Below are 25,795 nucleotides of genomic sequence, written 5' to 3' on the forward strand. Positions count from 1 at the left end.
GAGGGGACAACACCATGAAACGCACACTTTCACGCTCCGCCGCCCCGGCGCTGGCGGCCTTAGCGCTGGCCGGGGTCGGAATGACAGCACCCGCCCTGGCGCAGGACGTCGCCGATCCCGCTGCGCTCGCCGCAGCCGAGGCCGTTTCGGGGGGAACGGCCTACATTCTCAACACGCTGCTGTTCCTGATCGGGGGCTTTCTCGTCATGTGGATGGCGGCGGGTTTCGCCATGCTCGAAGCGGGGCTGGTCCGGTCGAAGAACGTTTCGGTTCAGTGCCTCAAGAACATCGGTCTCTATTCGATCGCCGGGTTGATGTTCTGGGTGATCGGCTATTCGATCGCCTATCCGGGCTTCGAGGGCGGGTTTTTCGGGATCGGCGATTTCCCCTATGCGATGCAGGGTGTGGGCGAGGCGGATACCGAAACCGGCTATTCGATTGCGTCCGACTGGTTCTTCCAGATGGTGTTCTGCGCCACCACCGCCTCGATCGTCTCGGGCGCGGTGGCCGAGCGGGTCAAGCTGGTGCCCTTCTTCATCTTCGTTACCGTGCTGACCGGCTTCATCTACCCGGTGATCGTCAGCTGGGAATGGGGCGCAGGCTGGCTCGACGCGATGGGCTTTTCCGATTTCGCCGGTTCAACCCTGGTCCACTCGACCGGCGGCTGGGCGGCGCTGATGGGCGTGCTGATCATCGGCCCGCGGCTGGGCCGCTACGGCAAGGACGGCAAGGTTGCGGTGTTCCCGGGATCGAGCATTCCGCTCGCCACGCTGGGCACCTTTATCCTCTGGCTCGGCTGGTTCGGCTTCAACGGCGCCTCGCAGCTAGCGATGGGTACGATCGGGGATGTCTCCGATGTGTCGAAGATCTTCGTCAACACCAATATGGCGGCTGCCGCCGGTGTGGTCGTCGCGATCATCGCCACGCAATTGCGCTACAAGAAGGCCGATACGACCATGGCGCTCAACGGCGCGCTGGCCGGGCTCGTGGCGATCACCGCCGAACCGCTCACGCCCAATGTCGGGATGGCGATCATCATCGGCGGGATCGGCGGGTTGCTACCGGTGATCTTCGTGCCGATCCTCGACAAGTTCAAGATCGACGACGTGGTCGGCGCAATCCCGGTCCACCTCGTTGCCGGCATCTGGGGCACGCTCGCGGTGCCGTTGACCAACCCTGCGGTGCCCTTTCTCGCCCAACTGACCGGCGTGGTCGCCACCGGGGTCTTCGTCTGCGCGCTGTCGGCTATCGTCTGGTTCGCGCTCAAGGCCACCATCGGGGTGCGCCCGAGCGAGGAAGAAGAGCTGGCGGGGCTCGATCTCAGCGAGACCGGCATCGAGGCCTATCCGGAGTTCGCCCGAACCTCGGGGTCCTAAAGTTCGGCGGGGGCGCTTCTCTCTCTCCTCTCGGCGCCCCCGTCTTAATGTGTTCCTCCTGCGAACACCGACTGCGAAGGGCCGGAACCTTGCGAAAGGTTCCGGCCCCTTTTTTGTCATGAATATGCGCCTTGGGGGTGTGCCGGGCCACTGGCCTTGACGCGCGCCTGCGGCGCGCTCCCCCACCCCCGACCCCTCCCCGAGGGGAGGGGGGTTTTCAGCTTATGTGATCCCGCGCTAGTCGAGTGCCGTTTTCACGAAATCGGCGCAGCGTTCGCCGATCATGATGCTCGGCGCATTGGTGTTGCCCCCGATCAGCCGCGGCATCACGCTGGCATCGGCGACCCACAAGCCCTCGATCCCGCGCACGCGGAGCTGCGGATCGACCACGCTGTCCGCATCGCCCCCCATCCGGCAGGTGCCGACCGGGTGGTAGACGGTGTCGGCGCGGTCGCGGATGAGGTGATCGAGCGCGGCATCGTCCTCGAGATCGATGGGATAGCGATCCTTGGGCGCGTATTGCGCCATCGCGGGCGCCTCGACGATCCGGTGCGACAGGCGCACGCCCTTGCGCAGCACTTCCATGTCACGCTCGTCATCGAGGAAATTGGGATCGATCACCGGCGCATCCCCGGCATCGCGCGAGCCGAGCCGGACGGTTCCGCGGCTCTCGGGCCGCAGCACGCAGGCGTGGAGCGAGAAGCCGTGTCCCTTCACCTTCATCCGCCCGTGATCCTCGAGCATGGCGGGGACGAAGTGCCATTGCACATCGGGCGCGGGCGCATCCTCCATCACCTTCCAGAACCCGCCCGCCTCGGCATAGGGCGTGGTCATGATCCCGGTCCGCTTGCGGCGGTGCTCGACGATCGCCTTGACCATCCGCACCGTCCCCGCGAGGCTGTCGCCGATGAAATCGGTGCTCTCGGTCTGCCAGCTCGAGACATAGTCGACATGGTCCTGGAGGTCGGAGCCGACCGCCTCGCAATCGCGCTTCACCGTGATCCCGTGCTCGGCCAGATGCCCGCCCGGACCAATCCCCGATAGCATCAGCATCTGCGGCGAGTTGAACGCGCCCGCCGACAGCACCACCCCGCCGCGCGCGCGCACGGTGCGCTGCCTGCCGCCGACCGAATAGGTGACCCCGGTCACCCGGCCCTCGTCGATCTCGATCTTCTGGACGGTCACCCCGATCCGCACATCGAGATTGCGATTGCCGCGCAAGGGCTCGACATAGGCGCGCGCCGCGGACCAGCGTTCGCCATCCTTCTGCGTCACCTGATAGATGCCGAAACCCTCCTGCCGCGCGCCGTTGAAATCGCGGTTGTGCGGCAGTTGCAGCTGCGTCGCCGCCTCGACGAACGCCTTGCTGCCGGGGTTGGGCCAGTGCTGGTCCGAGACATGCAGCGGTCCGTCGCCGCCGTGAAAGGCATCGGCGCCCTGCTCGTTGCTCTCGGCGCGTTTGAAATAGGGCAGCACGTCGTCATAGCCCCAGCCGCTGCAGCCGAGTTCGGCCCAATGGTCGTAGTCCCAGCGGTGCCCGCGGATATAGATCATCGCGTTGATCGCCGAGGAGCCGCCGAGCCCGCGCCCGCGCGGCTGGTAGCCGACCCGCCCGTTGAGGCCCTTCTGCGGCACCGTCTCGTAGCGATAATTCGAGCCCTGGCGCAGAAAGGGCATGAAGCCCGGGGTCTTGATCAGCACGGTGTTGTTGCGCGGCCCCGCCTCGAGCAGGCACACGCGCTTGCCCGCTTCGGCCAGCCGCCCGGCCACGGCGCTGCCGCCGCTGCCCCCGCCGACAACGATCACATCGAATTCGTCCATGTTCTCTCCTCTTCCGCGGGAGAGGTTACGCAGGCTCGCCCGATCCGGCAATCGGGTTTTCCTCTGCAACCGGTTTGCCGGTCACGTCGCCGCGCCGCGCTTCCCAGCGCGCGCGGATCGTGGCGCTGGTCTCGCGGCTGCCGTCGTGGCTCCAGCCGGGCTCGCGCAGCAGGTAGGACAGCTTGTGCTTCCACGGCGCGCGCCACATATCCTGCGCGATCCCGATCCATTCGTGGAACACCGCCCACAGCAGGTTGAAGCTGCCGAGCTGCTTGACGATACCGTAGCGGATCGCCTCCTCCTCGGGGCGCTCCTGCTCGAATGTGCCGAACATCCGGTCCCAGACGATGAACACGCCGGCGTAATTGCGATCGAGATAGCGCGGGTTGGTGGCGTGGTGGACGCGGTGATGGCTGGGCGTGTTCATCACGGCCTCGAACCAGCGCGGCATTTGCCCGATCGCCTCGGTGTGGATCCAGAACTGGTAGATCAGGTTGAAGCCCGAAACGATCGCCAGCATCGCCGGGTGGAAGCCGAGCAGGACCAGCGGCAGACCGAAGGCGAAGGACAGCGCGAAGAAGCCCGTCCAGGTCTGCCGCAGCGCGGTGCTCAGATTGTAGTGCTGGCTGGAATGGTGGTTGACGTGGCTCGCCCAGAACCAGCGCACCCGGTGCGCCATGCGGTGGAAGACGTAATAGAGCAGGTCGTCGAGCACGAAGGCCAGCGGCCAGGCCCACCACACCGCCCACCAGCTCTCGCCGAAGTCGAACAGCCGGTAGTCGTAGAGCCACAGCGCCGCGGCCAGGATCGCCCCGCCGAAGACCACGCCCGCGACCGTGCTGCCCAGCCCGAAGGCGAGACTGGTGAGCGTGTCGCGCGGTTCGTAGGCATGCGGGCGCTTGCGCCGCGCCCAGAGCATCTCCGCCAGCACGAGCAGGACGAAACCGGGGACGGCATAGGCGACGGGATCGAATTCGGGCATGTCAGTGCGGTTTGATACTCTCGATATGCCGAACCCAGAGCGAAGGATCGTCGAGCTCGAGCCGGACCCCGCCGTAGCGCTTTTCTGCCGTATCGACCACCAGCGCGTCGCCGTCGATCCGGGCGTAGGCTGCCGGGGTCAGCACCCGCCCGGCGAAATGGGTGCCGTGCTGGCGCAGCAGCAGGATCTGTCCCGCGTCATCGCGCAGCAGCGCGGCGCGGCCTGCGCGGTCGAGCGCGATTTCGACCGGCTCGAAGCTGTCGGCCGCCTCGCTCGCTTCGCGGCGTGCATCGGCCTCGCTCTCAAGCCGCCGCGGCGCGCCCAGCTTGAGCCACCAGGCGAGCGCCGCCAGCGCCACGATCGCGGCGAGCGATCCCACGAACTGCAGGAGGGCGGGCGGGATTTCCATCGTGCGACGGATTGGCACGGCGGGCGGATTGCGGCAAGCAGGGGCCTCAACAGGGGAAGCACACTATGAAACGATCCGCCCTTTTCGCAGGGCTCGCCCTGTTCGCCGTCCAGCCGCTGCTGGTTCAGCCCGCCTTCGCGCAGAGTGCCGACCCGGCCGCGATCGTCGAGGGCGAGGCCGAACGCACCGCCCGGGTTGCGAAGCAATTGTGGGACTGGGCCGAGCTCGGCTATCTCGAGACCCGCTCGACCCGGCTGCTGCAGGACGAACTGGCGGCGGAGGGCTTCACCATCACCCCAGGCGTCGCCGACATCCCCACCGCCTTCGTCGGCGAATGGGGCGAGGGCGGGCCGGTGATCGCGATCCTGGCCGAATTCGATGCGCTTCCGGGGATCTCGCAATCCGCCTCGCCGAGCCGCGAGCCGCTCGCCGACAAGCACGCCGGCCACGCCTGCGGGCACAATCTGTTCGGCGCCGGCTCGCTCACCGCGGCGATCGCGGTCAAGCGCTGGCTCGAGGCGACGGGCACCCCGGGGCGGATCCGGCTCTACGGCACGCCGGCGGAAGAGGGCGGCTCGGGTAAGGTCTATATGGCGCGCGCCGGACTGTTCGACGATGTCGACACCGCGATTCACTGGCATGCCGCCGACGAGAACAGCGCCGCGGCGCGCACAGGTCTCGCCAACCGTTCGGCCAAGTTCCGCTTCAAGGGCGTCTCCGCGCATGCCGCCGCCGCACCCGAGCGCGGCCGCTCGGCGCTCGACGGGGTCGAGGCGATGAACATGATGGTCAATATGATGCGCGAGCACACCAGCATGGACACCCGCATCCATTACGTCATCACCGAGGGCGGCTCGGCGCCCAACGTCATCCCCGACAGCGCGGAGGTGTTCTATTACGTCCGCCATTCGGATGCCGACGAGGTGCGCGCGCTGTGGGAGCGGCTCGAGGCGGCCGCCGAGGGCGCCGCGCTGGGGACCGGGACCGAGGTCAGCTGGGAGATCATCCACGGCAACAATCCGCTGCTGGTCAACCAGTCGCTGGCGCGGATGATGGATGCCAAGCTGCGCGAGGTCGGCGGGGTGACATATACCGCGGAAGAACGCGCCTGGGCGGAGGAGATCGCGCAGAGCTTCGGCGAGCAGGCGCGGCCGCTGGAGAGCGCGGGCGAGATCCAGCCCTACGGGACGACGCTGGGCTATGGTTCGACCGATGTCGGCGATGTCTCCTGGACCACCCCGACCGTGGGCGTCACCGCCGCCGGCTGGGTCCCCGGCACCAGCGCACACAGCTGGCAGGCGGTCGCGGCGAGCGGCACGTCGATCGGCGCCAAGGGCGCGCAGGTCGCGGCCAAATCGATGGCGCTGATGGCGGCCGAGCTGTTCCAGAACGAGGAGCTGCGCCGGGCGGCGCGGGCGGAGTTCGATGCCTCGCGCGGGGCGGACTACGTCTACCGCTCGCTGCTGGGCGACCGCGATCCGCCGCTGGATTTCCGCCGCTAGGGTGCGATGCCATAAGCTGCATTCCGCCCTCCCCTCGGGGAGGGGTCGGGGGTGGGGGAGCGCGCCGCAGGCGCGCGTCCAGACCAGTGGCGTGGTACACCCCCACCCGGCCTCCCCCTCAAGGGGGAGGAGCGAGGTGGGTCAATCAACCGTCGTTATGCTGTCGCCCGGTTATTGCTGCGCCTGTTCGGCGAGCTCGATCATAACCGCACGAACCGGCGTCAGATCGTAGCCGGCGGCGTTTGCCGCGCGTTCGATGGCGGCGGGGTCGCGGCCACCGCGCGCTTCCGCCAGAGCCCAGAGCAGCGTCGAGCGCGTGCCCGTGCGGCAATAGGCGAGGACTTTGCCCTCGGCATTGTCGAGCGCGGCCTGCATCGCTGCAATGCGCGCGTCGTCGAAGCCCGAGGAGTCCACCGGGATCGCGGCATAGTCGATCCCCGCCGCCCGCGCCGCGGCCTCGATCGTCTCGCCGTCGGGCTGGCCGGGGGCCTCGCCGTCGGGGCGGTTGTTAACGATCAGCGTCACGCCCTGCGCCTCGGCCCCTGCGATATCCTCGGGCGCGATCTGGCCCGCGGCAAAGACCGTGTCGGAAAGCGTCCTGAACTCGCTCATGCTTCGGCTACCTCAGTTTGGCGCATTCTCTGCCGCCGGTTGCGCTGGACGATGTTGAGGATTTCCACCCCGACTGAGAAGCCCATCGCGGCGTAGATATAGCCCTTCGGCACGTGGAAGCCGAAGCCGTCGGCGATCAGCACCACCCCAATCATCACCAGGAAGGCCAGCGCCAGCATCACCAGCGTCGGGTTGTGCTCGATGAAGCGCGCCAGCGGGTCGGCCGCGACCAGCATGATGCCCACCGTGATCACCACTGCGGCGACCATGATCGGGATATCGTCGGTCATGCCCACCGCGGTGAGGATCGAATCGACCGAGAACACCATGTCGATCGCCACGATCTGCGCGATCACCGCGCCGAAGGTGGCGGTCGCCGCCTTGGCGACGCCGGGGGTCTTGTCGAGCAGATCGCCCGAATCGTCCTCGGGCTCCATCGAATGATGGATTTCCTTGGTCGCCTTCCACAGCAGGAACAGCCCGCCGGTCAGCAGGATCAGGTCGCGTCCGGAAAAGGCGGTGTCGAAGCTGGGCTCGCCATATGCGCCGGGCTGGCCCTGAATGCCGAGGTCGAACAGCGGGGTCTGCAAGGTCACGAGCCAGCCGATCAGCATCAGCAGGCCGATCCGCATCACCAGCGCCAGCATCAGCCCGATTCGCCGCGCGCGCTGTTGCTGGTGTTCGGGCAATTTGTTCGACAGGATCGCGATGAAGATCAGATTGTCGATCCCCAGCACCACTTCGAGCGCGATCAGGGTGAGCAGCGCGAGCCAGGCGGCCGGGTCGGAAAGCAGAGCGAGGATGTCCATCGTGCGCCCTTGCCGCGCTGACGGACATTTCGCAACATGAACCTGAGGCAAATACCCGCCTGAAACACCATGCGAAAATGTCATATTTCGGCTTCAGACCGGGGTTCAACGTTAAAACATTCGCTTGGTCGCGGTTTTGTGGCTATGTAGGGTGTTGTAATGGGCGGGAGTTTCCGAACGAATCACGATCGGACTCCGCTTGCGCCGGGTTTGCCATGCGGCCCGCGATCCGGCGTTTCACTGCGGGGCGGCGCGATAAGGTACGATTTGAATCATGGGTTACGATAGAGGCCGCCGTCGGGGACGGGACAAGCGCGACGGATTTGGAGAAGACGGTTTCGAGCCAATGGGCGGCCCGTCGGAAGGATTCGGATCGTCGGGCGGTTTTGGGGGCGGCTTCGGCGGTGACCGGGGCGGCTTCAACAATGATCGCGGCGGCTCCGGCGGCGGTGGCGGCTATCGCGGCGGCGGTGGGGGCGGTGCTCCCGGTCGCGGCGGACCGGGCGGCGGCGCCGGCGGTGCGGGCGGAGCAAGCCGCATGCCCGCGCAGGTCGTCGGCACCGGCAAGGGCAAGGTCAAATTCTTCAACGCGCAAAAGGGCTTCGGCTTCATCCAGCAGGATGGCGGCGGTGAGGACGTGTTCGTCCACATCAGCGCGGTCGAACGCGCCGGTCTCGAAAACCTCGGCGAAGGCCAGGAGCTGGAATTCAACCTCGTCGATCGTGGTGGCAAGGTCTCCGCGCAGGATCTCCAGATCCTCGGCGATGTGGTCGCAGCCCCGGTCGACGCTGGCCCGCCCAAGCGCGAGCTGACCGGCGACAAGGCCAGCGGCACGGTCAAGTTCTTCAATTCGATGAAGGGCTTCGGCTTCATCACCCGCGATGACGGCCAGCCCGATGCCTTCGTCCACATCAGCGCGGTCGAACGCTCGGGCTTGTCGGGCATCGACGAAGGCCAGCGTTACGAGTTCGATCTCGAGGTCGACCGACGAGGCAAGTATTCGGCGGTCAATCTCGTTCCGGCGCCGGAATGAGGCGAGCCGCGCCAACGGTTTGACGGCCACGGTTTGACCGTCATGGTTTGACCAGGCGCGCGCGGGTCAATAGACCCCGAAGCAGACGTGAATGGCGGTTCCCTCACGGGGCCGCCATTTGCATTTGCCCACCTGTCCGTCCGTCCCTTTTGCCAGTTTCAACGCGCCCGTTCGCTTCCGGAGGTCCCATGTCGATTTCGCCGCTGATGCCCGTCTATCCCCGTTGCGGGGTTCGCCCCGTGCGCGGCGATCACTGCCATCTGATCGACGAGGACGGCACGCGCTATCTCGATTTCGCCAGCGGCATCGCGGTGAACCTGCTCGGCCACAGCCACGACGGGCTGATCGGCGCGATCCAGCGCCAGGCCGAGACGCTGATGCATGTCTCCAACCTCTATGGCAGCCCGCAGGGCGAGGCGCTGGCGCAGCGGCTGGTCGATGTCACCTTCGCCGACACCGTGTTCTTCACCAATTCGGGCGCCGAGGCGGTCGAGACCGCGATCAAGACCGCGCGCGCCTATCATCAGCACGAGGATGGCGATGCCAACCGCACCGAGCTGATCACCTTCACCAACGCCTTTCACGGCCGCACCATGGCCACGATCAGCGCTTCCAATCAGGAGAAGATGCACAAGGGCTTCGAGCCCCTGCTGCCCGGCTTCGTCTATTGCGAGTTCGACGATCTCGAGGCCGTGCGCGCGCTGGTCGGGCCGCGCACCGCGGGCTTCCTGGTCGAGCCGATCCAGGGCGAGGGCGGCATCCGCCCCGCCAGCCAGGCCTTCATGCAGGGCCTGCGCGATCTCGCCGACGAACACGATCTGATGCTGGTGCTCGACGAAGTCCAGTGCGGCGTCGCGCGCACCGGCAAATTCTACGCGCACGAGCATTACGGCGTCGATCCCGATATCCTCGCCACCGCGAAGGGCATCGGCGGCGGCTTCCCGCTGGGCGCCTGCCTCGCCACCGAGAAGGCCGCCCGCGGCATGACCTTCGGCACCCATGGCTCGACCTATGGCGGCAACCCGCTGGCGATGGCCGCAGGCACTGCGGTGATGGACGCCGTGGCGAACGAGGAATTCCTCGCCGAGGTCACCGAGAAGGGCGAGCGGCTGCGCGCCCGGCTCGAGCAGTTCATCGGCAATTACCCCGAGCTGTTCGACAGCGTGCGCGGCAAGGGGCTGATGCTGGGCCTACGGATGAAGATCGAGAGCCGGCCCTTCTTCGTGCATCTGCGCGACAACCATCAGCTGATGACTGTCGCAGCGGGCGACCAGACGCTGCGCGTCCTGCCCCCGCTGGTGGCGGGCGATGCCGAGTTCGAAGAATTCTTCGACAAGCTCTCCGCCGGCGCAGCCAGCTTCACCATGCCCGAGCCCGCCTGATGGCTGGTGGGGGCACCAGTGCTGAGATGCAGGTGCGCAGCTTCCTCGACCTCTCCGATGCCGGCGGCGACGCGATCGCGGCAATGATCGGCGATGCGCAGACCCGCAAGGCGGCGCGCGCGGACTGGCCCAAGGGGCGCGCCGATGCCGATGCGCCGCTGGCGGGGCATGTGCTGGGGATGATCTTCGAGAAGAACTCGACCCGCACCCGCGTCAGCTTCGACATCGCCATGCGCCAGCTCGGCGGCTCCGCGCTGATCCTCGATGCCGCCACCACCCAGCTCGGCCGGGGCGAGAGTATCGCCGACACCGCTCGGGTGCTCAGCCGGATGGTCGATGCGATCATGATCCGCACCGACGATCACGCCAAGGCGCAGGCGCTCGCCGAGCACGCCACCGTGCCGGTGATCAACGGCCTCACCGACCGCTCGCACCCCTGCCAGATCGTCGCCGACCTGCTGACGGTGATCGAACACGGCAAGCCGCTCCCCGGGCTCGAGCTCGCCTGGCTGGGCGATGGCAACAATGTGCTGCATTCGCTGCTCGAGGCGGCGGCGCTGATGAAATTCAACATCCGCGTGGGCGCGCCCGAGGGCTACGATCCCCAAGACGAATTCCTCGCGATGGCGCACGATGCCGGTTGCCGGGTCACGCTAACCCGCGATGCGGCCGAAGCGGCGCGCGGCGCGGATGTCGTCGTCACCGACACCTGGGTCTCGATGGGGCAGGAGCATGCCGAGGCCAAGCTGGCGGCGATGGCGCCGTTCCAGGTGGATGCGGCACTGATGGCGCTGGCCAAGCCCGATGCGCGCTTTCTCCATTGCCTCCCCGCGCATGTCGGCGAGGAGGTTTCGCAGGAGGTTTTCGAAGGCGCGCAATCGCTGGTCTTCGACGAGGCCGAGAACCGCATCCATGCGCAGAAATCGATTCTGCTGTGGTGCCACGGGAAGCTCGCGGCGGGCTGAGGGGGTTCGGGCGCGAGGGGGCCTTAAAAGCGCAGCATCCCAGCCCCATATGGCGCGGATGACCGATCTCGAAGAAACCTTTTCCGAGCGTACGCTGGGCTTCAGCATCCCCTCGCGCGACGCGCGCGGGCGGCTGGTGCGGCTCGATAGCACCGTCGACGAAATCCTCTCGGCGCACGCTTATCCGCCGCCGATCGCCAATCTTCTCGCCGAAGCGCTGGTCCTGACCGCGCTGATCGGCAGCCTGTTCAAGGACGATGGCTCGCAGGTCACCATGCAGGCGCAGACCGAGACCGGCGCGGTCAATCTCTTCGTGTGCGACTACCGCGCCGGGGCGCTGCGCGGCTATGTCGATTTCGATGCCGACGCGCTGGCCGAACTGGGTGCCAATCCCACGCTCTACGCGCTATTCGGCAAGGCCTATCTCGCGCTGACCTTCGACATGACCGACGGCCGCGGGCGCTCTCAGGGCATCGTTCCGCTGGAGGGCGACAGCCTGGCGCGCGCCTGCGAGGGTTATTTCGTCCAGTCCGAACAGCTCCCGACGCTGATCCGCACCTCGGTGACGAACGGGCCGCAGGGCTCGCGCGCCGCCGGGATGCTGGTCCAGCATCTCGCCGATGGCGAGGAGGGCCGCGAGCGGCTGCATGTCCGGCTCGATCATCCCGAATGGGAGCATGTCGCGGTGATGGCGGGGTCCTTGCGCCACGACGAACTGCTCGATCCCGCGCTGTCGCTCGAGGCGATCGTCTGGCGGCTGTTCCACGAGGAAGAAGAAGTCCGAGTCACGCGCGGGGCTCCCGTAACCCGTGGTTGCCGCTGCACCGCCGAACACTATCAGTCGGTGCTGACACGATTTCCAGAGTCCGAGCGCCAGGAGATGCGCGACGAGGATGGCATGATCGTAGTCGATTGCGCCTTCTGTTCGCGCAAATTTCCTATCGCGGCATGAACGTTTGGTCGATGGAAAGACACGGTTCATCTATGGTAATGAATATGACAGCGGCATCGCTGCTAGTTTCGGCACGCAATCGAGGTGTGACATGCGCAAGTTTCTTTTGACGTCTTTGGCGGGACTTGGCGCAGTCGGAGCGCTGACGCTGGCGGTTGCGCCTTCCGCGGCACAGAATGCCAACCTCGCCCTGTTCGGCCAGCTGGATCGGGGCGAGTGGGAACTGCGTTTCCGCGATGGCGAGCCCAGCCAGCGGATTTGCCTGCGCGAAGGCACCGAGCTGATCCAGCTTCGCCATCGCGGGGCCAATTGCAGCCGTCTGGTGGTCGAGAATGGCGCGAACCAGGTAACGGTGCAGTACACCTGCCGCGGCAATGGTTACGGCCGGACCAGCGTGCGGCGCGAAAGCGCGACGCTGGCCCAAATCGAGAGCCAGGGCATCGCCGGGGGCAGGCCGTTCCAGTTCTCCGCCGAGGCGCGCCGCGTGGGTTCCTGCCGCTGACGCTTGCGCCGATGCGGCCGCCGCCCTAGCGCGGCGTGGATGAGCGATCATACACAGACTAGCCTGGGCCCGGCGGTGGTTCTGCTTTCGGGCGGGCTCGATTCGATGGTCACCGCCGCGCTCGCGCGCGAAGCCGGGTACGAACTCTACGCCCTCACGATCGATTACGGTCAGCGTCATGTCCGCGAGCTCGAATCGGCGCGCGACATCGCCAGGCGGCTGGGCGCGGCGCGCCATGTCGAACTCCCGCTCGATCTGCGCCGCTTCGGCGGATCGGCGCTGACCGACGACATCGACGTTCCCAAGGGGGGCGTCGAAGAGGGGATCCCGGTCACCTATGTGCCAGCGCGCAACCTCGTGTTCCTGGCGCTGACCACCGCCTTCGCCGAGACCGTCCACTCGCGCGACATCTTCATCGGCGTCAATGCTCTCGATTATTCGGGCTATCCGGATTGCCGCCCCGAATTCATCGCCAGCTTTGCCGAGACTGCACGTCTGGGGACCAAGCAGGGCGTCGAGGGCGGGGCCTTCACCATCCATGCGCCGCTCCAGCACATGACCAAGGCCGATATTGCCCGCGAATGCGCCCGTCTGGGGCTCGATCCGGCGTGGAGCTGGTCCTGCTACGACCCGACGCCCGAAGGCCTCGCCTGCGGTACCTGCGATTCCTGCCGCTTGCGGCGAAAAGGCTTTGCCGAAGCGGGGCTTGCCGATACCACCCGCTACGACCGGGACATAACCCGGGTATAGGGAGTGGACATTGACCGAGGATACGAAGACCGCGCCAGCGACCGAAGTGCCGAGCGTGGCCCCCGACGCCAACGTCCCGGCCTACAGTTGGTACGCGCTGAGCGTGCTGGTGCTGATCTACGTCCTGAACTTCATCGACCGGCAGATCCTCTCGATCCTCGCCAATGACATCAAGGCCGATCTGGGCGTCGACGATGCCTATCTGGGTTTCCTTTACGGCACCGCATTCGCGATTTTTTACGCGTTGTTCGGCATTCCGCTCGGCAGGCTGGCCGATAGCTGGAAGCGCGTGCGGCTCATGACGATCGGGTTGACGGTCTGGTCGGCGATGACGGCCGTGTCGGGTTTCGCACAAAATGCTGCCACGCTGACTGCCGCGCGCATCGGCGTGGGCGTCGGCGAAGCGACCGCCAGCCCCTCCGCCTATTCGTTGATTTCCGACTGGTTTCCGGCCCGCCTGCGCGCCACCGCGCTCGCGATTTACTCCTCGGGCATCTACATCGGCGGCGGCATCTCGCTCGCCATCGGCGGCTTGGTCGTCGATCAGTGGAACGAAGCCTATCCCGATGGCGGCACCTTCGGCCTGGCCGGATGGCAGGCGGCATTTATCGCCGTGGGCGTCCCCGGGCTGTTGCTGGCGATCTGGGTCGCGACGCTTAAGGAGCCGGTGCGCGGGGCAATCGACGGCCTCCCCACAAAGGAAGATCCCCACCCGTTTCGGGGCTTCGTCGGCGAACTCTATACGGTCATTCCGCCCTTCACTTTCCTGGGCGCCGCCAAGCGCGGGGTAGGAGCGTTGGCCGTCAATATCGCCGTGCTGATCGCGGCATTCGTGGCTGCCTATGCTTTGACGAACCTGCTGGAGTCCGGCGAGGGGGTTATTTTCACCGCAATTACGGATCAGTGGACTCTTCTGGCGATCGGTTATTATTCGGTGTTCTGCTGGGCGAGCGCATTGCGACAGCGCGATCCGCCGACCTTCCGCCTGACGTGGGGATCGCCCGCATTCCTGTGCACGATCCTGGGCTATGGGACGGTCGCCTTCATGGCCTACTCGGCATCCTATTGGGGAGCGCCTTACGCAGAGCGGGTGTTCGATCTGACCAAGAGCGAGCTCGGTTTCTGGCTCGGCGGCGGCGGCGCAGCCGGTGGTTTCCTCGGTGTGATTCTGGGCGGGCGTTTGGCCGATGCCCTCTTTACACGCCATCTCTCCGGCCGAGTCTGGGTGATCCTGTTCGGGCTGCTTTCGCCGGTACCGTTCGCAATCGTTCAGTACACGACCGAAAGTGTCGTGCTATTCATGATCCTGAACGTGGTGGTGAGCGCCTTGGCAGCAAGCGCGCTGGGCGCCGCGGCGGCGACCAGCCAGGCGCTCGTTCTGCCCCGGATGCGCGGCTTGGCGACCGCCACGTTCTTCCTCGCCACGACCCTGGTCGGTCTGGCCCTGGGGCCGTATACGGCAGGCTACGTATCGGCCAGAAACGGCGGCGATCTGAGCGCAGGGGTGCTCGCCACCTTGTGGATCGTGCCCATAGGCCTCGCGGTGCTAATCGCCGCGATCAAGCTTGTCCCGCCCGCGATGGAGAACCTGCTCGATCGCGCCCGCGCTGCCGGAGAGCCGGTCGACTAGCTGCGCTGAAGGACCCCGCAGGCAATCCGCGAACCCGCGTCGCCAGCGGGGTCGGTGCGGTAATCGTCGGCACCGGCATGGACGACCACGGCCGTCCCGTCGGCGTCGAAGATCTCCTCGAGCGCGGATGAAGGGTTATCGCTGACATCGACCGTGGCGCTGGCGCTGCCCGAGGCGTTGACCTGCAGATTGGGCATATCGCCCAGATGGCTGCCATCGGGCGATAGCCGACCATGGCTGCGATTGTAGGGATTGAGATGCCCGCCGGCGCTGGTGAAGTCGGGTGCGTTGCAGGCGCCCGTGGTGTGCAGGTGGAACCCGTGCGGGCCCGGTTCCATGCCGTTGACGGTCACTGCCAATGAAAGCTGGTCGTCATCGGACAGCAGCCGCGCGGTTCCCGCGGTCCGACCGTCGGCGAAGCTGAGTGTAGCGGTTCCCACCTGCTCGGTGGTCAATTCATTGGCCACGTCGTCAGCCATGTTTTCGACGGTTGCGCAGGCTGACAGCGCGGTCGCGCCCAGCAGGATGATCGGAAAGCGGATGGACATCGTTTGTCTCCCAAAGTGGTTGAAGGGTCGGCACTCGATCATCCAACGAAAAAGGGGCCGGATTGCTCCGGCCCCTCTAACTTATTGACGCTGTGCGTCAGACTTACATGCCCGAACCCGGACCGTAGGTCACTTCGACGCGACGGTTCTGCAGTTCGCGAACACCATCGGCAGTCGGGACGCGCGGCTGCGTTTCGCCGAATGCCTGGCTGTTGATCCGCGCATTCGGGATGCCACGTGCACCAAGGTAGTCGCGGACCGAAGCGTTGCGACGCTCGGCGAGACCCTGGTTGTAGTCCTGCGTACCCGAACGGTCGGTGTGACCGGCCAGCATGACCGAAGCCGTCCCGCAGTTGGCGTAAGCCGTAACCGCGTTGTCCAGGATCGTCGCTGCTTCCGGAGTGATGTCCGATTTGTCCCAGTTGAAGAAGACGATGTACGGACCCGTTTCGCAGACCTGCGCCGGGGGCGGAGGAGGCGGGGGCGGAGGAGGCGGCGGGGGCGGCGGGGGCGGGGGCGGCGGAGCCACCGGAACGACCGCAGCCGGAGCGCCGAAGTTGTAGCTCAGCGTACCGAGGATCGAGTGCGTGCGCACATCGCCCTGCAGCGTACGACCGAGCGCATCGGTGAGCTCGACATTGTCCGAAGTGAACATGCGATACTTGAGGCCGACATCGACATTGTCGCTCAACGGAGCGCGAACGCCCGCCAGGACCTGCCAAGCGAAGCCGCTGTCCGAATCGTCGAACGAAGCGGGCTCGCTGCGGTCGATGAAGCCTTCCATGCCGGTGCGCGCAACGCCGACACCGCCGCCGACGAAGCCCTGAAGGCCGTCATCGGGACCGAAATCGAACATGCCGTTGAGCATGAAGCTCAGGACGTCGAGGTTGCCACCAGCGGCGTAAAAGCCGGGAGCTGCAACACCCGCGCCAACGCCGACACCGGTGTTGCCAACGGTAACCGACTCGAGGTCGGCATCGCGGTAGCTGGCTTCGGCTTCGAGACGGAACGCCCCGAAGTCATAACCGACGAAGCCGCCGACGTCGTAGCCCTTGTCGGCTTCGACGATGAGTGTGTCACCGGTCGCGCCGATGTCGAAATCCGTGTCTTCGACGATCATGGCACCGCCTTCGACGCCGACGTACCATTGTCCGTCGCGTGCGAGGGCCGGCGAAGCCAGAGCCGTCGAAGCCATCGCCATTCCTATGACGAGTTTCCGCATTATAAATTCCCCTTATTGCGTATTTAAAGCCACCGAGTGGCGCGATATCTAACTTTTACCCACTTGGGTGGCAAGCGGACAATGTCCGGAACTGTTGCAAGAATGCCGCTATATGGCTCATCTTGTAAACATTGCGATGGATTCCGTCCGTCCGGCGATTGGAACGCTGATGTCCGGTGGTGGTTCCCGTCAGGTCGAAGGAAAAATTCCCGAATGCCGCAAAGCGCTTATAAGCGCCACAATCGCGAGGCGGGCTTCGGTGTCGACTGTCGTTCCGCCGGCCGGCTCGGCGGGCTCCGCGGCCACGCTCCATCCATTCGAATAGATAGAGATTTGACCGGTGTCGATCCGTCTCACGCTGGCGCGCTGCGTGGGTGACTGGAACAACCAGGCTGACCCCTGAAACACCGCGATCGCCTCATCCGCCCCCTGCCAATCCCCGGTCGCGCCGGCGGCGACCAGATAAGCATCGCCCGGCTGCGGGTCGGCCGGAGGCTGCGCGCGTTCGTCGAGTACGCTCGCCTGCACCAGCGCATCGAGCCTCGCCAGCGCCTCGTTGACGAAAAACTCCTTCTGAGCTTGACCGGGATGAAGATAGGGAAGGCCGTGGCGAGGAGAGCTGGATCCAAGGGCGTAGGGTTCGGGCATGGGATTATCTCCGGAAACGGGGTTCAAGGCAGGGTCGCAAGCAACAGCGCTGGCGAGCGGGCGTAGCTGCCGATCTGGCGGACCCAGATGGGGGTGCCGGGGGGCACGGCAGCGAGCAGGGCGGGGTCGAGCGCGAATTGCGGCACCGGAGTCTCATACAGTCCCAGCGGATCGCTTACCTGTCCCAAGCCCACTTCGTAGCGTTCGCGCTCTTCGACCAGCGGGACGTCGACCGCGTCGGGCCAGCGCCAGCCGCCGCGGGCACGGCGGGTCCAGCGCAGCGCCAGCGCGCCATTTGCGGCGAATTCGGCATGGGCGTGAACCGGCGTCGGCGGGCGGTCGGAGATGCCGCGCAGCGCAATGGGCGAGAAGACCGGCTGCTCATCCGCATGGCCGATCGCGGCGAGTGTATCGTCGCTGCCCAGCACGGCCGGATCGATCGCCACCAGCCGCTCGTCGAGCAGGATGACCGAAGCGCCCGCGCTATGGCCGCCCAGCGCCGTGCCCTCGGTCCCGCCGCGACCGCGCAGCAGGCCGGTCGCGATCCATTCGCCAGGCAAGAGCTCGATCGCATCGAGGAACTGGAGGATTTCGCCGCCGACCAGCAGACGGTTCTCGCCATTGGCGATGCCGGTGCGGGTCGTCGGCGCCAGCACCATGTCAGAATTGGCGAGACGCACCGAAAGCTGCGCCTTCTCTTCTATCTTCAGCGAAGGCGACGGCCCCAGCGGGGCGAGCAGGCTGCCCATCACCGCGCGTGCCGGACCGGCGGTGCCCAGCGGGATCAGCGCGCCGCCGCGATCCGCATAGACGGTTGCGCCCGACCATCGACCCTCTTCTGCCGCAACCGCCGCGTAGACGGTGCCGCGTTGCGGGGTGGAGCGCCCGTCCCAAGGCAGCTCGAAGGCCTCGAACAGCGTCTTGCCGGGGAGGCGATCGGCTGGCGACCAGGGCGTGCCGGGACTGGCGGGCTGGTCTGCGACGTTGCGAGGCACATGGCGGACAAGTTCGAGTTCCACCCCGGTCTCGCGCCATTCCCACGCCTCGACCAGAAACTGCGCGGCACTCCCGGCCAGGCTTACGCGGGTGCCGGGGCGCAATTCGGGGTCGAGCTCGGCGATCCGGTAGTGCAACTGTTCGCGCGTCTCGATGCGCCGGCCCGCAACCCGTTCAGCCAGAGCGCGCGCCGCTTGCGGCAACAGCGCGGCGGGAAATTCCAGCAGTCTCTCTGGCCCGGTCGGCGCGCGAGCCGCGTGGCGCTGGACGCCGGATTGATAGTCGCTTTCGACATCGTAATAGCGCAGGCCCGCGATCGCCTCGGCATCCTCTCCCTGCCATTGGCGGCGGGTGCCCCCGGCTCGTCCGAAATCCCCTTCGGGCGCGGCGACCGGCTCGGGCAGCCGGCGAATCGCGCCAGCAGTCGCGATGCTCCGCAACTGCAGGGGCGAGGCGGTGGCATCGGGGATCAGCCGTTCGACGCGATCGAGCAGCGCCAGCGACTGCGCGATCGCGCCGCCTTCGAGCGCAAAGCCCTGCAGGCCGGGGATCGCGGCCTCGGGCGCCGCCACTCCGCCCACCGGATCGAGCAGCGCGCCGAGCAGATCACCGCCGCTTCCGGCGAAGACCTCGAATGAGAGCGCGGGGATGCGGTTGCCGAAATCCGCCAACTGCAGATCCTCGAATACGACATAGGCGCGCTCGCGATAGGCGGGGCATAGGCTGCCGAGCGCGGCCGCCATCAGCGGGTCGGGCGGCTGATCGCCATGGCCGGTGTGGAGCCGCATCGCACCGCCCGTCTTGAGATCGCCCGCCGCGCCGCGCAGCAGGTTGCCGTCGGCCCAGATCCGCCCCACGCCGTCGATGGGATGGCTGGCGAGCAGCACCGCGAAGGAGATGGCATAGCTGTAGGCGGTTGTCTTGGGTTGGCCCTTGCCGCCGCTGGTCTCGCTGCGCTCCTGCAGATCGGTCGCCCAGACGATGGTCCCCTCGACGCGCATCCTTCCCACCGGGCGCGCGATCGGCTGACCATAGGTCGAGGTGGTGATCGCCAAATCCTTGAGCCGCGGGCCTTCGCGCCTGCCGCCGCCCGATATCTGCCCGTCGATCTGGTTTCCGGCCAGCGCACCGATAGCGCCGCCCAGCGGTCCGCCCAATGCCGTGCCCAGCGCGCCGAGGATGAGTGTGGCCATGGTCGGTTCCTATCGGTCTGGGCCGAAGCGCCAGTGTGTCAGCAGCGCCCAGCCGTACCGGCGCGGCTGGCGGACCACGCGGCGCAGGCCCGCATGGGCATGGATGATGGTGTCGGCGTCGCCGGCGATGACGAGATGGTGCTGCGCGGGTCCGACCAGCAGCAACAGGACATCCCCGGGCTCGACCGCGCCCTCGACCGTCTCGAGACCCGCGGTCCCCGCGAAGGCCAGCCAGGGTGCGATATCGGTGTTGCGCAGACGGTAGCCCGCTGGCGCCAGCTCGGGTCCGCCGCTGCGCGCGAGCGCCAGCGCCACCAGCCCGATGCAGTCGAGCCCGGTTGCAGCATGGCGTCCGTGCAGACGGAAGCGCGTGCCGACCAGCGCTTCGGCCTCGCGCAGAAAGGCGGCGCGATTGAAATCTCGGGGCATCGGGCTCATCGCGGCATCGGATATTGCGCGAGCAGGTCGTTGCCCGGGAGGAAGGGTTCGCCCTGGAAGTTCGCCGCATTGCCGAAGCGGGCGCTACAGGTAGCGACGGTGTGGTCGCAGCCCTCGCGCAAACTCGCACCGTCGCCCACGGCGCTGGCCTCTTCGAGCGGTCGGTCGAGCACAAGGCCCTGCGCATCGGCGGAGAGCACCGTGGCGCGCAGGCCCCTCAGCGGTCCGTCGAGCCAGCGCAGCTCGCCTTGCGCAAAGAGGGCCGGGTCGATCCCGGCGAAACGCACCCGATTGGCCTCGTAGTCCATTGCGCTCACGACGGCACGGCGGGTGAAGCGCGGCGCGGACAGTGTGCAGCCCACGTCGCAGAAGCGCGCGCGGCAGCCGGGGCTGGTGCGCGGGATCGGATCGCGCGCGAGATCGGATTTGGCCGACTGCAATTGCGCGACGAAGCCGCCGTCCTCCTCTACCAGCCCGGCGATCCGACCGCGATAGAGCACTGCCGCGTCGCCGCTTTCCCAATCCAGCGCGCCGATCGCGATCCGCGCGCCCTCGTAACGTCCGCTTTGCATATCCGCGGCGGAAATCGCCTCGTGGCTGAGCGCGCCCTCCACCTCGACCCCGTCGTCGGCGAAGCCGCTGGTGCGGCGGATCGAGGAGGGCACCATGCCGGGCGCGGCGCGGTGGAGCACGCCATCGAACCACAGATCGCGGTCGTGGGTGGTGAAACCCAGCGTCACCCCGTCGCGGCGATGAATCCGCCAGAAGCTCGCCACCGTATCGAGCGGCCGGTCGAAGAAGACCCGCGTCATGGGGCCTCCTCCTCGCGGATTTCGACCAGCGGCACCGAGGGCGCCTCGCCGGCGGCGAAGCCCGCGCCCGAGACGTTCAGTCGGTCCTCGGCGAAGCGCACCGGCACGTCGAACAGGAAGCCTGCCGCGACCTCCTCGCCGATGCCGGGCGCGGCGGCGAAGACCACGCGGCCCTTCTCGCCCAGCGTCCAGTCGAAGCGCTCGATCCCGCCCACGCTGACCCGCAGGGTCTCGGGGTCCGGGCGGGTGATCCGCCGCCGCTGCTCGCCGTAACGCTTCACCAGCGCGAAGTCGGCGCGCAGCCCGTCGCCGCTGCCCAAGGGCTGGTCGGTCGGCGTCGGCACACCGGACATACCATTTGAACTGTGATCGAAGGGATCGCGCAGCCGGAAGCCGGTGGCGGGGCCGTGGCGCGCGCGGAAGAAGGCAAGCAGCAGCGCCAGCTCCTCCTCCGAGCGGATCCCGGGCCCGACATCGAAGGTCAGCCGCGCATCCGACCACAGCGCGTTGCGGCGCTCGTGGCCCGAGGCGGTGACCGCGACCGCGGTCGAGAACTCGGGGCTCACCGCGGCGTCGCGCCCGAGCGCGAGCGGATAGGCGATATCGTCGAAAGCGTTCACATCGGTCTCCGGATCGGGGGGCAGGCGGGTGTATCCGTCGCGCGCGACCTGCGGCAGCGCCCAGACGTAGCGCTGGGTCACCCCGCGCTGACGCGCCTCGTCGAGCCCGGCATCGATGCGTCGCCAGTAGGAATCGGCATCCGCGGCATCGAGCACGAAGCCCGAAAGGTAGTCCTGCCGGTCGAGCGGATAGCCTAGCCGCACCTGCGCCTCGGCATAGCCGCGGCGGCGCTCGGCCGCGGCGCCCGCGGTGAGCCAGTCGTAATCCTCCAGCTGCAAGCGATCGAAGGCGGGCCATGCCCAGCCCATTGGCAGGTTCGCGCGCTTCAATTCTGGCATGGCCGGGTCGAGAATGGTCGGGGTGAAAGCCAGCAGCAGCACTTCGGCGGGTCCGTTCGCCGCCGCGCGCACCGCCTGCGTCAGCGCCGCGGTCGATTGCGCCAGCCGCTCGCCCAGCCAGTCGAGAAAGCCGCGCTGCGCCGCATCGAGCGGCTGCGTCATATTGGCGATCTGCGGCGGCGGCTCGGGCAGCAGCGCTCGCACCGCATCGTCGTAGAAGCACGGCGTGCCGCCCGGCATCACCCACCACCACGGCTCGCCGATCTGGAACAGCACCGGCAGACCCGCGTCCTCTGCGAGCGCGACGAAGCGCGCCGCGACCGCGTGGAGCCAGCCCATCGCGACATCGTTGGCGGGCGAGAGCAAGTTGGAGGGCGGATCCCAACCTGTCGTTGCGGGAACGCCCTCGAAACTCGTCTGCCGCCACGCTGCCGGGCAATGCTCGGCGAACAATTCGTAGGACAGCGACAGGATCGGGGCGAGCCCGGCCTCCGCGAGCGCGGCGAAATAGGCCTCGTGCCAGCGCCGCGCCGGGGTGCAGAGCGCGCCGTCGACGGCGACCACCAGCCGGCCCTCGCCGGGCTCGAGCCGGAAGAAATGGCTCATCCCCAGATAATGCACCACGCGGTCGCGATAGCCGAGCTGCTCGATCTGCCGCACCAGCCGCGCGGGCGTCTGGTTGAAGGCATCGTCATAGGCACTGGCCATCCGCTCGCCATGCGCGGGCAGGATGGCATCACCCAGCACCAGCATCGCGTGGTCGCCGTGGCAGGTGATGGCGGAAAGCTCGGCCCAGCCCTCGGTGCGCTGCGGCAAGGGGGCGGGGCTCCCCCCGATATAGCCCGGAGGCACCAGCGAGATGAACATCCGGTCGATGTCCGCGGGGTGGATCGGCTCGCCCGGCAGGCCGTAGCCCGATTGTAGCTGCGAGAAGGGCAGCACCACCGCGGCGTCCTCGGGGGTGCCGCTGGCGTAGTTCCACAGCCGGACATACCACACCCGCGCGGTGCCCGCGGCGTCGCGGCCCTCGATCGTCAGCGTCGGCCCATTGGGCTGGTCGAGCGGGATCACTCCGTCCGAACGCCAGCGAAAGGCCAGCACCGTGTGCGCGTAATTGCGCCCGGTCTCATAGGCGAGCAGCGGATGGTCGAGCGTATCCTCGCTCGCCCAGATCAGCCCCGCGAGTTCGCCCGCCAGGTGAAACTCGCAATCCACCCGCAGCGATTGCGGACCGGTGGTGACCACGCTGGCCATCATCGGGCGAGGGAAATTGATCGTCCAGAAGCGCGGATCGAAGCGCTGGATCGCGTCGCTCTCCTGCCCGTCGCGGGTCCGGGCCAGCCAGAATGCCATGGTCGGTGCCTTTCTGTTGGAGCATGATGATCTTCTATGGACCCTAATTGCTCCTCCCCCTTGAGGGGGAGGCCGGGTGGGGGTGTACGACGCCGATGGCCTGGCCGATGGGGAGGACGCGCGTCTGCGGCGCGCTCCCCCACCCCCGACCCCTCCCCGCGGGGAGGGGAGAGGGAGACTCCATTCCACAACAGCGCACTCCAATGCGGCGGGGTCACTCCAGCAGTGCGCGGCGCACCGCGCTGGCGATCTGACGCGAGGAGCGGCGCAGGGCGGCCGGAGCACTCGCCCCCCGCTCGGCGTTGAGCGCGATCGCCACGCGGACCTCGCGCGGGCCGCTGCCTGCGGCCTGCATATTCGGCTCGACTCGCCCGGCGCTGGCGGGGACGAACAGCTCAGGCCCGCGTTCGCCCACCAGATAGGGTCGCTGCGGGGAAACCAGCCCGCCGGTGGCGCGCCCCGGCAGCCCGAACAGCGCGCCCAGCGTCCCGGCCAGCAATCCGCCCACGCCGCCGCCGGTAGCCGCGCCGCCGAAGATGGAATCGAGCCCGAGCTGGAGCGCCTGCGCGGCGATCTGGTCGAGCGCCCGGGCAGCGGCGCGCTGGAGGTCGTCGAAGCCCAGGCTGCCTTTGCGGATCGCGCCCAGCAGGCTTCTCTCCAGCACCCCGCCCGCGCGGTCGAACCCGTCGAGCAACTGGCTGTCGAAACTGCTGCGCATCGCGGCGATATCGGCGGAAAAGCCTGCGGTGCTCGCGCGCACTTCGACCATCAGCGTGTCGAACTCGTCATCCATGGGAGGCATCCTTGGCGATCAGCCGCACGATCTCGGCGCGACTGGGCGGGGCGGGGGAAGCACCGGCGAGCGGGGCGAGCGACAGCGCCAGCTCGGCGGGGGTGGCGGCCCAGAAAGTGTCCGGGCGCCAGCCGAGGCCTTGTGCAGCGAGCCCGGCAAGCTGCGCCGCGCTCTCGGCGAAGTGCTCGCTCACGTCGCGCCGCGCAGGATTTCGCCGAGCAGCGCGCGTAGCGGCGCGGCGCAGCGCGCCAGCCCCATCGCCACCACCGCCTCGCCGACCTGTTCGCGGCTCGCGGCCTCGCGCTCGGCAAGGCAGTGCCAGAACAACGCGGCGATCTCGGCGATACGAAGCTGTCCTTCGCCCGCGCGCTCGACCAGCGCGAACAGCGGGCCCAGCTCCTCCTCGGCCGCGACTAGCGCCGCGAATGTCGGACGCAGCAGCAGCTTGCGCCCTTCCAGCTCCAACGTCGCTTCGCCGCGCAGGGGGTTCGCCGCGCCGCTCATGCGGGCACTACCGCGCCCGAGCTTTCGAGCTGCAGCGCATAGGTGCGCTCGCCGTTGAAATCGCCGGCATAGTCGAGCCGCTGGACGAGGAAGCGCCCGCGCATCCGCGCGCCGTCCTCGAAGGAGAGTTCGTAATCGTCGAGCGTCCCCGCCAGCGCATGGGTGCGCAAGCTCGCCTCGGCGGAGCTGCCGAGGAATATCCCGCTGGCGCTCACCGAGACCGAACGCGTGCCGGCGCCAGAGAGCAGCTCGCGCCAGCCCCCCGATTCCTTGTGGGTGACGACCACCGTGTCGCCATTGACCGACATCTGGGTGGTCCTGAGGCCGGCGACGGTCTCGTAACCGGCGGGCGGGCTGGCACCATCGCCGATCTTGAGCAGGAAGGCGGCGCCTTTCTGGGCGGTCATGGGCATTACTCCTCTGGATGTGCGAGCAGGCGGAAGGAATATTCGAGCAGCACCGCGCGAAGACCGCGGGGCCTGCGTTCGGCGCGGCTGCGCAGGAACTGGGTGACCACCACGCGGTAGCCCGGCTGGACCGGGGCGAGCGTGGCGATGCGGCGTTCGATCGCGTTCACGGTCGCGGCCAGGGACTCGACATCGTCCTGCCGCTCGACCAGTTCGAGCGCGATCCGGACCTCGCGGCCCGTGTGGGTCTTGGTGCTCCAGTCGGCGCTGGCGCTGGCGGCGATGCCGAGCCAGGGCGGGCTTGCGGCGACGGGGCTTTCCTCCTCGACCGCGTTGAGCGCGGCGACGAGCGTGGCATCGGCGCGCAGCCAGGCGATCAGATCGGTGCGAAAGCGGCTTTCCATAGGTCAGCCTCCCTTGGTGAACAGCGGCCACAGGCGTTGGGCGGAGCGCCAGGCGGTGCCGTGCCGGCGGGCAGCGCGGCGCTTCTCGGCATGCGCCTCGGCGAGCCGTGCAGCGCGCGCGGTCAGCGCGGCGGCGATTCTCTCGAAACCGCCGCTCACAGCTGCAGCACCCGGAACGGGCGCCACAGCGCCGCGATCGCGGCAGGGGGCGAGGCGTCGCTGCCGCTGTCGCGGGTCCGGTAATGATGCGCGGCGAGCCGGATCACGCCCTGCGCGAGGCCCGGAGGCAGCGCCGCCCAATCGGCCTCGAGCCCCGCCTCGAACCGCACCGCCAGATGCGTGCTGGGGGTCGGCTGGACGATGCGGAGATACCCGCACCCTTCGCTGTCGATCCGGGTCTCGTAGCCGGTGGTCAGCGCGGTGCGCGTACCGTCGGCGGCGACCTCCTCGACCGCCAGAATTTCGCGCACCGGACGGGTGGCGAGCGGCTGCCAGCCCGGCACCGCGGGCAGGCGCTCCTCGAACTGGGTCGCCAGCGGCACCAGCCGCGTGAAGCCCTCGCACAGCGCGCAGGCGGCGTGGAGCAGTTGCAGCAGCAGCGCGTCGTCGCGCGCGGTGCTGATCGCCAGCCATTGCCGGCACTGGTCGAGCGGCGCTCCCGACAGATCGGGAAGCGCCACGATAGAGCGCGTCATGGCGAAGCTCCTTCGGGTTCGATGGAAATGGGTGGCCCGCCCGCGCCCCGCAGGGGGACGGGACGCAGGCGGGCCAGGCGCGCGGCAGGGGGTCCGCC

Annotated in this window: 28 protein-coding genes; 9 read left to right on the forward strand and 19 right to left on the reverse strand. The window is 67.8% G+C overall.

Annotation, left to right across the window (positions count from 1 at the left end; all coding sequences use genetic code 11):
* The first annotated feature begins 14 nt into the window (after positions 1–14).
* The gene (locus tag ACQ5J0_RS07080; protein WP_462569862.1) at positions 15–1,376 is read left to right on the forward strand and encodes an ammonium transporter family protein; all 1,362 of its coding nucleotides are present in this window, start codon (positions 15–17) and stop codon (positions 1,374–1,376) included.
* 237 nt (positions 1,377–1,613) lie between these two features.
* On the opposite strand, the gene ACQ5J0_RS07085 is transcribed toward ACQ5J0_RS07080, so the two are convergent.
* The 3 genes from ACQ5J0_RS07085 to ACQ5J0_RS07095 are packed head-to-tail and all read right to left on the reverse strand — an operon-like array spanning position 1,614 to position 4,588.
* Positions 1,614–3,197, reverse strand: coding sequence for a GMC family oxidoreductase (locus ACQ5J0_RS07085; RefSeq protein ID WP_462569863.1), 1,584 nt, complete (start codon positions 3,195–3,197; stop codon positions 1,614–1,616).
* A 25-nt stretch (positions 3,198–3,222) separates the two neighbouring features.
* Positions 3,223–4,179 (reverse strand): sterol desaturase family protein, encoded by a 957-nt coding sequence (locus tag ACQ5J0_RS07090; RefSeq protein WP_462569864.1) that lies wholly within the window; start codon positions 4,177–4,179, stop codon positions 3,223–3,225.
* A 1-nt stretch (position 4,180) separates the two neighbouring features.
* Entirely contained in the window at positions 4,181–4,588 is a 408-nt protein-coding gene (locus tag ACQ5J0_RS07095) for a hypothetical protein (protein ID WP_462569865.1), read from the reverse strand.
* Between the two features lie 65 nt (positions 4,589–4,653).
* Here ACQ5J0_RS07095 and ACQ5J0_RS07100 point away from each other — a divergent pair, with 65 nt between their 5' ends.
* A complete protein-coding gene (locus ACQ5J0_RS07100; RefSeq protein ID WP_462569866.1) occupies positions 4,654–6,090 on the forward strand; it encodes an amidohydrolase in 1,437 nt (478 codons plus the stop codon).
* Between the two features lie 171 nt (positions 6,091–6,261).
* Here the strand turns inward: ACQ5J0_RS07100 and ACQ5J0_RS07105 are convergent, their stop codons facing one another.
* Entirely contained in the window at positions 6,262–6,702 is a 441-nt protein-coding gene (locus ACQ5J0_RS07105) for a protein tyrosine phosphatase family protein (RefSeq protein WP_462569867.1), read from the reverse strand.
* Positions 6,699–7,511 (reverse strand): TerC family protein, encoded by an 813-nt coding sequence (locus ACQ5J0_RS07110; protein ID WP_462569868.1) that lies wholly within the window; start codon positions 7,509–7,511, stop codon positions 6,699–6,701. The genes ACQ5J0_RS07105 and ACQ5J0_RS07110 overlap by 4 nt, the downstream gene beginning before the upstream one ends.
* Before the next feature lie 274 nt (positions 7,512–7,785).
* Between ACQ5J0_RS07110 and ACQ5J0_RS07115 the strand changes: the two genes are divergently transcribed.
* The 7 genes from ACQ5J0_RS07115 to ACQ5J0_RS07145 all read left to right on the forward strand — a co-directional run bounded on the left by ACQ5J0_RS07115 (position 7,786) and on the right by ACQ5J0_RS07145 (position 14,725).
* Complete coding sequence (locus ACQ5J0_RS07115; RefSeq protein WP_462569870.1) at positions 7,786–8,544, forward strand: cold-shock protein; 759 nt, start codon at positions 7,786–7,788, stop codon at positions 8,542–8,544.
* 188 nt (positions 8,545–8,732) lie between these two features.
* Positions 8,733–9,926, forward strand: coding sequence for an acetylornithine transaminase (locus tag ACQ5J0_RS07120; RefSeq protein WP_462569871.1), 1,194 nt, complete (start codon positions 8,733–8,735; stop codon positions 9,924–9,926).
* A complete protein-coding gene (gene argF, locus ACQ5J0_RS07125; RefSeq protein ID WP_462569872.1) occupies positions 9,926–10,891 on the forward strand; it encodes an ornithine carbamoyltransferase in 966 nt (321 codons plus the stop codon). The genes ACQ5J0_RS07120 and argF overlap by 1 nt, the downstream gene beginning before the upstream one ends.
* Before the next feature lie 58 nt (positions 10,892–10,949).
* Positions 10,950–11,843 (forward strand): Hsp33 family molecular chaperone HslO, encoded by an 894-nt coding sequence (gene hslO / locus ACQ5J0_RS07130; RefSeq protein ID WP_462569873.1) that lies wholly within the window; start codon positions 10,950–10,952, stop codon positions 11,841–11,843.
* 91 nt (positions 11,844–11,934) lie between these two features.
* Positions 11,935–12,345, forward strand: a complete 411-nt coding sequence (locus tag ACQ5J0_RS07135; protein WP_462569874.1) for a DUF3617 domain-containing protein — start codon at positions 11,935–11,937, stop codon at positions 12,343–12,345.
* Between the two features lie 39 nt (positions 12,346–12,384).
* Complete coding sequence (gene queC / locus ACQ5J0_RS07140; RefSeq protein WP_462569875.1) at positions 12,385–13,095, forward strand: 7-cyano-7-deazaguanine synthase QueC; 711 nt, start codon at positions 12,385–12,387, stop codon at positions 13,093–13,095.
* 10 nt (positions 13,096–13,105) lie between these two features.
* Positions 13,106–14,725 (forward strand): MFS transporter, encoded by a 1,620-nt coding sequence (locus ACQ5J0_RS07145; protein WP_462569876.1) that lies wholly within the window; start codon positions 13,106–13,108, stop codon positions 14,723–14,725.
* On the opposite strand, the gene ACQ5J0_RS07150 is transcribed toward ACQ5J0_RS07145, so the two are convergent.
* From ACQ5J0_RS07150 to ACQ5J0_RS07215, 14 genes are all read right to left on the reverse strand, one after another.
* On the reverse strand, positions 14,722–15,273 hold the full coding sequence (locus tag ACQ5J0_RS07150; protein ID WP_462569877.1) for a superoxide dismutase family protein: 552 nt from the start codon (positions 15,271–15,273) through the stop codon (positions 14,722–14,724). The genes ACQ5J0_RS07145 and ACQ5J0_RS07150 overlap by 4 nt on opposite strands.
* A 103-nt stretch (positions 15,274–15,376) precedes the next feature.
* Positions 15,377–16,495: an OmpA family protein gene (locus tag ACQ5J0_RS07155; protein WP_462569878.1), complete on the reverse strand. Its 1,119-nt coding sequence runs from the start codon at positions 16,493–16,495 to the stop codon at positions 15,377–15,379.
* A 189-nt stretch (positions 16,496–16,684) separates the two neighbouring features.
* A complete protein-coding gene (locus tag ACQ5J0_RS07160) occupies positions 16,685–17,143 on the reverse strand; it encodes a DUF2793 domain-containing protein (protein ID WP_462569879.1) in 459 nt (152 codons plus the stop codon).
* A gap of 23 nt (positions 17,144–17,166) precedes the next feature.
* The gene (locus ACQ5J0_RS07165) at positions 17,167–19,332 is read right to left on the reverse strand and encodes a GTA baseplate fiber-binding domain-containing protein (protein WP_462569880.1); all 2,166 of its coding nucleotides are present in this window, start codon (positions 19,330–19,332) and stop codon (positions 17,167–17,169) included.
* A 9-nt stretch (positions 19,333–19,341) separates the two neighbouring features.
* The gene (locus ACQ5J0_RS07170) at positions 19,342–19,770 is read right to left on the reverse strand and encodes an NlpC/P60 family protein (RefSeq protein ID WP_462569881.1); all 429 of its coding nucleotides are present in this window, start codon (positions 19,768–19,770) and stop codon (positions 19,342–19,344) included.
* Complete coding sequence (locus ACQ5J0_RS07175) at positions 19,767–20,582, reverse strand: DUF2163 domain-containing protein (protein ID WP_462569882.1); 816 nt, start codon at positions 20,580–20,582, stop codon at positions 19,767–19,769. Before ACQ5J0_RS07175 ends, ACQ5J0_RS07170 begins: the two co-directional genes overlap by 4 nt.
* On the reverse strand, positions 20,579–22,894 hold the full coding sequence (locus ACQ5J0_RS07180; protein ID WP_462569883.1) for a DUF2460 domain-containing protein: 2,316 nt from the start codon (positions 22,892–22,894) through the stop codon (positions 20,579–20,581). Before ACQ5J0_RS07180 ends, ACQ5J0_RS07175 begins: the two co-directional genes overlap by 4 nt.
* A 214-nt stretch (positions 22,895–23,108) precedes the next feature.
* Positions 23,109–23,687 carry a tail tape measure protein gene (locus tag ACQ5J0_RS07185; RefSeq protein WP_462569884.1) on the reverse strand — a complete coding sequence of 193 codons (579 nt, stop codon included), beginning with the start codon at positions 23,685–23,687 and terminating at the stop codon, positions 23,109–23,111.
* A complete protein-coding gene (locus tag ACQ5J0_RS07190; RefSeq protein WP_462569885.1) occupies positions 23,680–23,880 on the reverse strand; it encodes a phage tail assembly chaperone in 201 nt (66 codons plus the stop codon). The genes ACQ5J0_RS07185 and ACQ5J0_RS07190 overlap by 8 nt, the downstream gene beginning before the upstream one ends.
* Positions 23,877–24,191 carry a gene transfer agent family protein gene (locus ACQ5J0_RS07195; RefSeq protein WP_462569886.1) on the reverse strand — a complete coding sequence of 105 codons (315 nt, stop codon included), beginning with the start codon at positions 24,189–24,191 and terminating at the stop codon, positions 23,877–23,879. Before ACQ5J0_RS07195 ends, ACQ5J0_RS07190 begins: the two co-directional genes overlap by 4 nt.
* On the reverse strand, positions 24,188–24,598 hold the full coding sequence (locus ACQ5J0_RS07200) for a phage major tail protein, TP901-1 family (RefSeq protein WP_462569888.1): 411 nt from the start codon (positions 24,596–24,598) through the stop codon (positions 24,188–24,190). The genes ACQ5J0_RS07195 and ACQ5J0_RS07200 overlap by 4 nt, the downstream gene beginning before the upstream one ends.
* Before the next feature lie 5 nt (positions 24,599–24,603).
* Entirely contained in the window at positions 24,604–25,002 is a 399-nt protein-coding gene (gene gp17 / locus ACQ5J0_RS07205) for a tail completion protein gp17 (RefSeq protein WP_462569889.1), read from the reverse strand.
* A 3-nt stretch (positions 25,003–25,005) separates the two neighbouring features.
* Positions 25,006–25,161, reverse strand: a complete 156-nt coding sequence (locus tag ACQ5J0_RS07210) for a hypothetical protein (RefSeq protein WP_462569890.1) — start codon at positions 25,159–25,161, stop codon at positions 25,006–25,008.
* A complete protein-coding gene (locus ACQ5J0_RS07215) occupies positions 25,158–25,697 on the reverse strand; it encodes a head-tail connector protein (protein ID WP_462569892.1) in 540 nt (179 codons plus the stop codon). The genes ACQ5J0_RS07210 and ACQ5J0_RS07215 overlap by 4 nt, the downstream gene beginning before the upstream one ends.
* Between the last annotated feature and the right edge of the window lie 98 nt (positions 25,698–25,795).

This window comes from Qipengyuania sp. SM2512 (assembly GCF_054954005.1).